At 65.2% G+C, this 9,215-nt stretch carries 10 protein-coding genes; 2 read left to right on the top strand and 8 right to left on the bottom strand.

What is annotated here, in order from left to right; all coding sequences use genetic code 11:
- Nucleotides 1–114: 114 nt before the first annotated feature.
- The 4 genes from PVW46_RS27645 to PVW46_RS27630 all read right to left on the bottom strand — a co-directional run bounded on the left by PVW46_RS27645 (nt 115) and on the right by PVW46_RS27630 (nt 3,898).
- On the bottom strand, nt 115–1,101 hold the full coding sequence (locus PVW46_RS27645; protein WP_043136508.1) for an ABC transporter substrate-binding protein: 987 nt from the start codon (nt 1,099–1,101) through the stop codon (nt 115–117).
- 53 nt (nt 1,102–1,154) lie between these two features.
- On the bottom strand, nt 1,155–2,006 hold the full coding sequence (locus PVW46_RS27640) for an ABC transporter permease (protein WP_043136510.1): 852 nt from the start codon (nt 2,004–2,006) through the stop codon (nt 1,155–1,157).
- On the bottom strand, nt 2,003–2,923 hold the full coding sequence (locus PVW46_RS27635) for an ABC transporter permease (RefSeq protein ID WP_069209145.1): 921 nt from the start codon (nt 2,921–2,923) through the stop codon (nt 2,003–2,005). The genes PVW46_RS27640 and PVW46_RS27635 overlap by 4 nt, the downstream gene beginning before the upstream one ends.
- Before the next feature lie 153 nt (nt 2,924–3,076).
- Nucleotides 3,077–3,898 carry an ABC transporter ATP-binding protein gene (locus PVW46_RS27630; RefSeq protein WP_373286025.1) on the bottom strand — a complete coding sequence of 274 codons (822 nt, stop codon included), beginning with the start codon at nt 3,896–3,898 and terminating at the stop codon, nt 3,077–3,079.
- Nucleotides 3,899–3,977: 79 nt separating this feature from the next.
- Here PVW46_RS27630 and PVW46_RS27625 point away from each other — a divergent pair, with 79 nt between their 5' ends.
- Nucleotides 3,978–4,376, top strand: coding sequence for a cupin domain-containing protein (locus PVW46_RS27625; RefSeq protein WP_043136513.1), 399 nt, complete (start codon nt 3,978–3,980; stop codon nt 4,374–4,376).
- 11 nt (nt 4,377–4,387) lie between these two features.
- Here the strand turns inward: PVW46_RS27625 and PVW46_RS27620 are convergent, their stop codons facing one another.
- From PVW46_RS27620 to PVW46_RS27605, 4 genes are all read right to left on the bottom strand, one after another.
- A complete protein-coding gene (locus tag PVW46_RS27620; RefSeq protein WP_069209144.1) occupies nt 4,388–4,810 on the bottom strand; it encodes a VOC family protein in 423 nt (140 codons plus the stop codon).
- 370 nt (nt 4,811–5,180) lie between these two features.
- Nucleotides 5,181–6,638, bottom strand: coding sequence for a dihydropyrimidinase (hydA, locus tag PVW46_RS27615; RefSeq protein WP_069209142.1), 1,458 nt, complete (start codon nt 6,636–6,638; stop codon nt 5,181–5,183).
- Nucleotides 6,639–6,696: 58 nt separating this feature from the next.
- Nucleotides 6,697–6,978, bottom strand: a complete 282-nt coding sequence (locus PVW46_RS27610) for a GIY-YIG nuclease family protein (protein WP_088669673.1) — start codon at nt 6,976–6,978, stop codon at nt 6,697–6,699.
- Between the two features lie 129 nt (nt 6,979–7,107).
- Nucleotides 7,108–8,358, bottom strand: a complete 1,251-nt coding sequence (locus tag PVW46_RS27605) for a Zn-dependent hydrolase (protein WP_043136528.1) — start codon at nt 8,356–8,358, stop codon at nt 7,108–7,110.
- Nucleotides 8,359–8,507: 149 nt separating this feature from the next.
- Between PVW46_RS27605 and PVW46_RS27600 the strand changes: the two genes are divergently transcribed.
- The gene (locus PVW46_RS27600; protein ID WP_069209141.1) at nt 8,508–9,143 is read left to right on the top strand and encodes a TetR family transcriptional regulator C-terminal domain-containing protein; all 636 of its coding nucleotides are present in this window, start codon (nt 8,508–8,510) and stop codon (nt 9,141–9,143) included.
- The last annotated feature ends 72 nt before the right edge of the window (nt 9,144–9,215 follow it).

Raw genomic sequence — 9,215 nt, 5'->3', positions numbered from 1 at the left:
TTCTTTGGGCCGAAAATACCTCCGGGGGTTTGGGGGCAGAGCCCCCAACGCGCCCAAAAGCGAAAAGCCGCGTTTCCGCGGCTTTTCTCAACTCATCAACGCAGGGGCCGGGACTCAGTCCAGCGCCGCATCCGTGATGACATGGGTCCAGGCGCCTTCCGGCTCCTTGGTGATCACCGGGTCGGACCCGCCGGCCAAAAGCGTATCCACGGTCCGCTGGTAATCCGCCGGGTCCAGCGCGCCGTTCGATCCGGCCGTCAGCTTGGCGACCTCGCCCATCATGCGGATCTGGTGGCCCTCGGTCTGGGCGCCGGTCTCGTCATAGTCCAGCACGATCATCGCCGCGTCCTCGGGGTTCTCTTCGGCCCATTTCCAGCCTTTCATCGAGGCGGCCACGAACCGCGCCATCTTGTCGACGTACTCGGGATCCTCGAGGTTCTCCTCCAGCACATAAAGGCCGTCTTCCAGCATGGCGACGCCCTGGTCCTCGTACTTGAAGGTGATCAGCTCTTCGGGCGACACGCCCGCATCGATCACCTGCCAGTACTCGTTGTAGGTCATGGTGCTGATGCAATCCGCCTGCCGCTGCAGCAGCGGGTCGACGTTGAAGCCCTGTTTCAGCACCTCGACCGAGCCTTCGGCCTTGCCGTCGGTGGCGATGTCCAGCTGGCTCATCCAGGCGAGGAAGGGGAATTCGTTGCCGAAGAACCAGACCCCCAGCGTGCGGTTATCCAGGTCGGCGGGCGCGGAAATCCCGGCGTCCTTCCAGCAGGTCAGCATCATGCCCGAGGATTTGAACGGCTGCGCGATATTGACCAGCGGCAGGCCGTTTTCGCGGGCCGAGAGCGCCGCGGGCATCCATTCCACGATCACGTCGGCGCCGCCGCCCGCGATCACCTGCGTCGGCGCGATGTCCGGCCCGCCGGGCAGGATCGTCACGTCAAGGTCGGCCTCTTCGTAATAGCCGTTTTCCAGCGCCACGTAATAGCCCGCGAACTGCGCCTGCGTGACCCATTTCAGCTGCAGCGTGACCTCGTCCGCCGCCAGCGCGGGGCTGGCCAGCCCCAGGGCCGCAACGGCGGCGATCCATGTCTGTTTCATCTTCAGTACCTCCTTGGTGCCTAGTGTCTTGTGGCCGGTTTTGTCCGGTCCGGTTATCGGCCGCCCCGGTGCGAGGCGTGCCAGAATGTCATGCGGCGTTCGGCCAGGGCCACGAGCCCGTAGAACACCGTCCCCGAGAGCGCCGACACGAGGATGGCCGACCAGACCATCCCGAGGTCAAGCTGGCCGATGCTGGTCGAGATGCGAAAGCCAAGCCCCAGCGTCGGGCTGCCGAAGAACTCGGCAACGATGGCCCCGATCAGCGCCAGCGTCGAGCAGATCTTGAGTCCGTTGAAGACAAAGGGCAGGGCGGCGGGCAGGCGCAGCGTCCACAGCGTCTGACCCCAGGTCGCCGCATAGGTCCGCATCAGGTCGCGCTGCATCGAGGTGGTTTCCGACAGGCCGGCCACCGTGTTCACCAGCATCGGGAAATAGACCATCAGAACGACCACCGCCGCCTTGGACTGCCAGCCAAAGCCGAACCACATCACCAGGATCGGCGCCGTGCCGACGATGGGCAGGGCGGCCATGAAGTTGCCCAGCGGCAGCAACCCGCGCCGCAGGTAGTCCGAGCGGTCCACCAGCAGCGCGGTCACAAAGGCCGCGCCGCAGCCGAAGATATACCCCGACAGAGCGCCCTTGAGGATCGTCTGCACGAAATCGCCCCAAAGCGTACCAAGGTTCTCGGCAAAGCTGGCCGCGATCAGCGAGGGCGGCGGCAGGATCACGGTCGAGACCTGCATGCCCCGCACGATCAGCTCCCACATGCCCAGGATGGTCAGGCCAAAGATCAGCGGCACCGCAAGGCGCACAGCGCCGGTATCCCGCGCAGGCCCGTTCGCCAGCACGACGTTCACGCCAAAGCCCACCGCCCAGAGCAGGACTGCGAAAATCACCAGCGTCATGGCATCATCCCCATCCGGCGCAGCGTGCGCCTTTCCAGGGCCGCGATGGCATAGACCAGCAGCGCCGCCAGCGCCGCCGCCACCAAGAGCGCGGCCCAGATCTGCGCTGTCTGGCCATAGTAGCTGCCCGCCAGCATCCGCGCGCCTAGCCCGCCTTTCTGCACCGGCAGTTCCCCGACGATGGCGCCGACAAGGCTCGCCGCGATGGCGATCTTGAGCGAGGCAAAGAGGTAGGGGATGGACGACGGCAGGCGCAGTTTCGTCAGCACCGATGTGGTCGGCGCGTTATAGGTGCGCATCAGGTCCATCTGCATGGCGTCCGGGCTGCGCAGCCCCTTCACCATGCCCACGACCACCGGGAAGAAGGACAGATAGGCCGAGATCACCGCCTTGGGGATCAGCCCCTGCACCCCGATGGAATAAAGCACCACGATGATCATGGGCGCCAGCGCCACGATGGGGATGGTCTGGCTGACGATGGCCCAGGGCATCACGCTCATGTCCATGACGCGGGAATGCACGATCCCCACCGCCAGTGCCACGCCCAGCAGGGCGCCGATGAGGAACCCCAGGAAAGTGGCGTTCAGCGTCACCAGCGCGTGGTAGACCAGACTGCGGTTCGACAGCGTCCCCGACCGCACGATCCCGCGCCGCCCGTTCAGCTCCTCGTCGATGGTCGAGTCGTAAAGTTCCACCAGCACCTGATGCGGCGCGGGCAGTTTCGGACGGTCCGAGCTCCAGCTGTCCCCAAGCGCATGGGGGTTGCGAAAGACCAGCGCCCAGTTGCCCATGTCGCGCCGGTCCACGGCGGAGGGCGGGGACACCTCGACGCCCGCACGTTCCGCCGCCGTCAGCACCTCTTTGACGTTCATCGGGACGACGGCAACGTACCAGATCGCCAGGAGGGCCAGCACCATGCCCAGCACCGGCGGCAGTCGCAGCCAGCGGGGCCAACCCGTCCCAGGCCTGCCCCGGGACCTCGTGTCGCTTGCCTCAGCCATGCCGTGTCTCCCGGCGATGGCCGTGGAGGTCCCGGGTCAGGCCCGGGACGGGAATGCGCCGCGTGACCTTCATTCCTCGTACCCCGCGCGCAGCCCCTCGCGCACGCGATGCGCGATCTCGATGAATTCCGGCGTGTCGCGGATGTCCAGCGGGCGCTCCTTGGGCAGGGGGCTTTCGATCACGTCGGTGATCCGGCCCGGACGCGGGCTCATCACGACGATATGGGTCGACAGGTAGACCGCCTCGGGGATCGAGTGGGTCACGAACCCGATGGTCTTTTCCGTCTTGTCCCAGAGCTTCAGCAGTTCCTCGTTCAGCCGGTCGCGCACGATCTCATCGAGCGCGCCAAAGGGTTCGTCCATCAAGAGGATGTCTGCATCGAATGCCAGCGCCCTTGCAATTGACGCACGTTGCTGCATCCCTCCGGACAGCTGCCAAGGGAATTTCTTTTCAAAACCCGACAATTCCACAAGCTCCAGCACCCGCGCCACGCGCTCTGCCTGTTCGGCCCGGGAATAGCCCATGATCTCCAGCGGCAGCGCGATGTTGCGCCCGATGGTCCGCCAGGGGTACAGACCGGCGGCCTGAAAGACATAGCCATAGGCCCGGGCGCGCCGCGCCTCGTCCGGGGTCATGCCGTTCACCGTCAGGCTGCCCCCGGTGGGATGCTCCAGCGCCGCGATACAGCGCAGGAAGGTCGTCTTGCCACAGCCCGAGGGGCCGATGAAGCTGACGAAACTGCCCTTGGCGATGTCCAGGCTGACGTCTTTCAGCGCATGCACCGGCCCGTCATTCGTCTGAAAGGTCAGGTCGAGGTGGTCCGCCCGGATGACGGGGGCAGTGGTGGCGGTTCCCGCCTCCGGCCAGTTCTTTATTTCTTCATCGCTCAACACGCGTGATCCTTGTTTGGCGAAGCGGCAGGGCCGCTGTAGGCTGGACATTCAGGATGTTGGATACCGGGGATCTACCATGACCGACTGCAAAAAGCTGCGCCCGGGGGGCACATATGACGGCAAGCAGGGTTTTTCCTATTTCGAGGGCATCGCGAAGGAGACCGCAGGCGCGCAGGGGATCTGCATGCACCTGCTGACGGTCCCGCCGGGCGGGCGGGCCAGGGCGCATAAACATGCGACCCATGAGACCGCGATCTATGTCATTTCCGGCAGGGCGAAAATGTACTGGGGCGAGCGGCTGGAACATTGCATGGAGACGGGGCCGGGCGACATGATCTACATCCCGGCGGATGTGCCGCATCTGCCGCTGAACGACGGTGACGAACCCGCCGTGGCGGTGATCGCCCGCACCGACCCGCATGAACAGGAATCCGTGGTCCTGCTGCCCGAGCTGGAGGCGCTGGTTCCGGCCTGACGCGGGCACGCTCATTCCGGCATCTCCCAAAGAGCGGGGTCCGCGAATTCCACGCTGTTGCCCGCCGGATCCCGCACATAGACGGATCGCGGCCCGTGCGGCCAGTTGAAATCGCTTTCGATCCCGATGCCGTTATCCGTCAAGTGTGCGACCATCGCGTCCAGGTCCGCCCCTGGCACAGAGAAACACAAGTGCCCCGGTCCGCGCGCCCCATGCGGCGGCACGGGCAGGGCGCCCGGCTTGGGCGGCTGCTCCGTGGCCTCCGCGATGAAGGCCAGCACGACCGATGCGCCGCAGCGAAAGAAGACATGCCGCCCCTCGACCCGGATGATCTTTTCCAACCCCAGAATGCCGCCATAGAAGTCCTCGGTGGCGTCGAGGTCATCGACGTAGATGGCGGCCTCGAGGACGCCGGAGAGGGCGGGGGCGGTCATCGGGCCTCCCTCGGCGAAAGGAGATCTCGGCGTGCCCAAAACCGCCAAGCCAGCCAGATAATGGCCGCGACGGCCACTGGTCCAAGAAAGTACAGGTAAAACCTGTCAATCATGCCCCCCGGAGCGTCACAATTGAAAACCATTTGTCCTTCACCACCCGAACCAAGTTCCGGCGGGACGAACGTTGGCGGTTGGCTGCAGTGGATCAAGCCGGAAATGATGTTCTGAACAAGGGAACCCGCAGCCAGAACGGCAAGGCCAATCGACACCCAGACATGCAACCAGCGACGCGATGCCCACATCAAGGCCCATGCCAAGCCGACATATAGCGCCAGCGTGACCACCAAGGATATGAGCATCGCACCAAGCATCACACCCCGCTCGCCGGGATGCCGGTGCGCGTCACCGGGCGCGGCGCGGTCAGTTCCTTCCACTTCGACAGCGCCTTGTTCGTCGGCGTGCCCGGTGTCCGTTTGACGAACTCACCATGCCCTTCGCGCGACCGCAGTTCGCCGTCGTGCACGGCCAGATGGCCCCGCGTCAGGGTAAAGCGCGGCAGGCCCTTGACCTGTTTGCCCTCGAAGACGTTGTAGTCGATCGCAGACACCTGGCTGGCGGCACTGATGGTCTTTTCCTTCTCCGGGTCCCAGACCACGATATCCGCGTCAGATCCCACCCGGATCGCCCCCTTGCGCGGGTAGCAGTTCAGGATCTTGGCGATATTGGTCGAGGTCATGGCGACGAATTCCTCGGGCGTCAGCCGCCCGGTGCCCACCCCATGCGTCCAGAGCATCGGCAGCCGGTCCTCAAGCCCGCCGGTGCCGTTGGGGATCTTGGTGAAATCGCCCACGCCATAGCGTTTCTGATCGGTGGTGAAGGCGCAGTGATCCGTCGCCACGACCGACAGAGAGCCGGACATCAGCCCGTGCCACAGGCTTTCCTGGTGTTTCTGGTTGCGGAAGGGCGGCGACATCACGCGGCGCGCGGCATGGTCCCAGTCCTTGTTGAAATACTCGCTTTCATCCAGCGTCAGGTGCTGGATCAGCGGCTCGCCCCAGACGCGCTTGCCCTGCTGGCGCGCGCGCCGGATCGCCTCATGCGCCTCTTCGCAGGAGACATGCACGATATAAAGCGGCACACCGGCCATGTCCGCGATCATGATTGCGCGGTTGGCGGCCTCGCCCTCGACCTGCGGCGGGCGCGAATAGGCATGTGCCTCTGGTCCCGTGTTGCCCTCCGCCAGCAGCTTTTGCGACAGGTCCGCCACCACGTCGCCGTTCTCGGCGTGGACAAGGGCGATCCCGCCCAGCTCGCCGACGCGCTGGAAGCTGGCGAACATCTCGTCGTCCTGCACCATCAGCGCGCCCTTGTAGGCCATGAAGTGCTTGAAGGTGGTGATGCCGCGATCCTCGACGACGGTCTTCATCTCGTTGAAGATCTGCTCGCCCCACCAGGTCACCGCCATGTGGTAAGAGTAATCGCAATGCGCGCGGCCGGACTTGTTGTCCCACATCTGCAGCGCGTCCAGCAGGCCCTGGCCGTCGGGCGAGGGCAGGGCGAAATCCACCACCATCGTCGTCCCGCCGGCCAGTGCCGCCCGGGTGCCGCTGTCGAAATCATCGCTGGAGTAGGTGCCCATGAAGGGCATTTCCAGGTGCGTGTGCGGGTCAATCCCGCCCGGCATGACGTAACAGCCGGTGGCGTCCAGCTCCTCGTCGCCGGTCAGGTTCTCGCCGATCTCGGTGATGATCCCCTTCTCGACCAGCACGTCGCCCTTGTAGCTGAGATCCGCCGTGACGATGGTGCCGTTCTTGATGACTGTGCTCATGTGTTTGTCTCCCTGGTGTATCCCGCCCCGGCCCTGAGCCGGGGCCGCGCCCCGGACATCAAGGGATGGCGTGTATCATGTCCTGCCAGTTCGGGTTGAACTCGGTGATCAACTGGTCTTTCCACGCGCGTCGCCACCGTTTCAGGCGGCGTTCCCGGCGCAAGGAACTCTCGAATTCCGCGTGTTCCTCGAACCAGACCAGTGTGTGGATACCATATCGTGCCGTATGTACCGAAAGCCCGGCGCGATGTGCCGCGACGCGGTCGCGCAGGTTGGTGCTGCGGCCGATGTAGAGTGCGCCCCCCGGACGAGCGGCCATGATGTAGACGAAATGAGGCACCGGTCCTGAGTGCCGAATTTCGGTAAACAAAGGGTAAACCCCGCCCCGGCCTCCGCGCCGGGGCCTCGCCGGCTCGGAACGGCAGAAGGTCCCGGATCAAGTCCGGGACGGGGTCTCCGGTCCGCGGTGTCACTCCACAATCTCCGCCGTCTCCACCACCGCGTGGAACAGCACATCCGCCCCCGCCTTGGCCCAGTCCTTGGAAATCTCCTCGGCCTCGTTGTGGCTGAGGCCATCCACGCAGGGGCACATCACCATGGCCGTCGGCGCGACCCGGTTGATCCAGCAGGCGTCATGCCCGGCGCCAGAGATGATGTTGCGGTGCGAATAGCCCAGCCGCTCCGCCGCGTTCCGGATCGCCGCAACACAGCCCTCGTCGAAATCCACAGGGTCGAAGCCACCAACCTTCTCGAAGTCCACTTCCAGCCCCATGTGGGTGCAGATCTCCTCTGCCGCCGCCTTCAGCCGCGCCTCCATGTCCCGGATCACCGCCAGTTCGGGCGACCGGAAATCGACGGTGAACACCGCCTTGCCGGGGATCACGTTGCGCGAGTTCGGGTAGACGTCGATATGGCCCGCCGCGCCCACCGCATGCGGCGCATGGCTCAGCGCGATTTCCTCGACCTTTTCGAGGATGCGCGCCATTGCCAGCCCTGCGTTCTTGCGCATCGGCATCGGGGTCGAGCCGGTATGCGCATCCTTGCCCGTCACCGTCACCTGGGTCCACGACAGCCCCTGGCCATGCGTGACCACGCCCACGTCCACACCCTCGGCCTCGAGGATCGGCCCCTGTTCGATGTGCAGTTCGAAAAAGGCATGCATCTTGCGCGCGCCCACTTCCTCGTCGCCCTTCCAGCCGATCCGTACCAGTTCGTCGCCGAAGGACTTGCCCTCGGCATCCTCGCGCGCATAGGCCCAGTCCTGCTCATGCACCCCGGCAAAGACACCCGAGGACAGCATGGCCGGGGCAAACCGCGTGCCTTCCTCGTTGGTCCAGTTGGTCACGACGATCGGGTGTTTCGTCTTGATGTCCAGGTCATTCAGCGTCCGGATCAGTTCCAGCCCGCCCAGCACACCCAGCACCCCATCGTACTTGCCGCCGGTCGGCTGCGTGTCCAGGTGAGAACCCACGTAGACCGGCAGCGCGTCGGGGTCGGTTCCCTCGCGGCGGGCGAACATGTTGCCCATCGTGTCCAGCCCCATCGTGCAGCCGGCCTCTTCGCACCAGCGCTGGAACAGGGCGCGCCCCTCGCCATCGGCGTCGGTCAGGGTCTGGCGGTTGTTGCCCCCGGCAACCCCGGGGCCGATTTTGGCCATCTCCATCAGGCTGTCCCACAGCCGGTCGGCATTGATGGTCATGTTTGCAGCAGGTGCGGCCATGTCGTATCTCCCCGTGAAATTCCCCGTCTCTCGCGGGTGTTCCGATTTGACCAACCGGTCAAATCAACGCTACCAGAGGGAAGGAGTCAGTCAAGCGTCCTGCCGTCAATTCCGGCAGATGCTGTTAAATAGGGCAGGGGCGCGTGGCCATGATCGGAAAATCGGCATCGGGACAAAGTGGAAAAGCCGCGCCGCAGACCCGTATCCAACGGGCCAAGCGCGAGGCGATCCTCGAGGCCGGGCTGACGGTCTTTTCCGAGGCCGGGTTCCGCGGCGCCACGCTGGATCGGATCGCCAGCGAGGCGGGCCTGTCGAAACCCAACCTGCTCTACTACTACCCTTCCAAGGAGGCGATCTACGAGGCGCTTCTGCGCGGTCTGCTGGAAACCTGGCTGGACCCCCTGCAGGCCATCGACCCAATGGGCGAGCCGGTCGAGGAACTGCTTGGCTACGTGCGCCGCAAGCTGCAGATGTCGCGGGATTTCCCGCGCCAAAGCCGGCTCTTCGCCAACGAGATCGTGCAGGGCGCGCCCCGGATCATGCCCGTGCTCGAGGGCGAGCTGCGCGGCATGGTCGACAGGCTGTCGATGGTGATCGAGGGCTGGATTGCCGAGGGGCGGCTGGCGCCGGTCGACCCGCGCCACCTGATGTTCTCCGTCTGGTCGCTGACCCAGCACTATGCGGATTTCGACGTGCAGGTGCGCGCCGTGCTGAACGCGGACGACCCCTATCCCGGGGCCGAGACGCATCTCGAACTGTTGTTCCGGCGTTTGCTGACGCCCTGACGGCCCCCGAAGACCGGACAACGCATTCCGGGCCGGGCCGTTGAGGGGGCGCTGCCCCCGTCTCCCTGCGGT

The organism is Mameliella sp. AT18 (assembly GCF_028807275.1).
GTDB classification, from domain to species: Bacteria; Pseudomonadota; Alphaproteobacteria; order Rhodobacterales; family Rhodobacteraceae; genus Antarctobacter; species Antarctobacter albus.
This window is presented reverse-complemented; position numbering and strand designations above follow the sequence as displayed.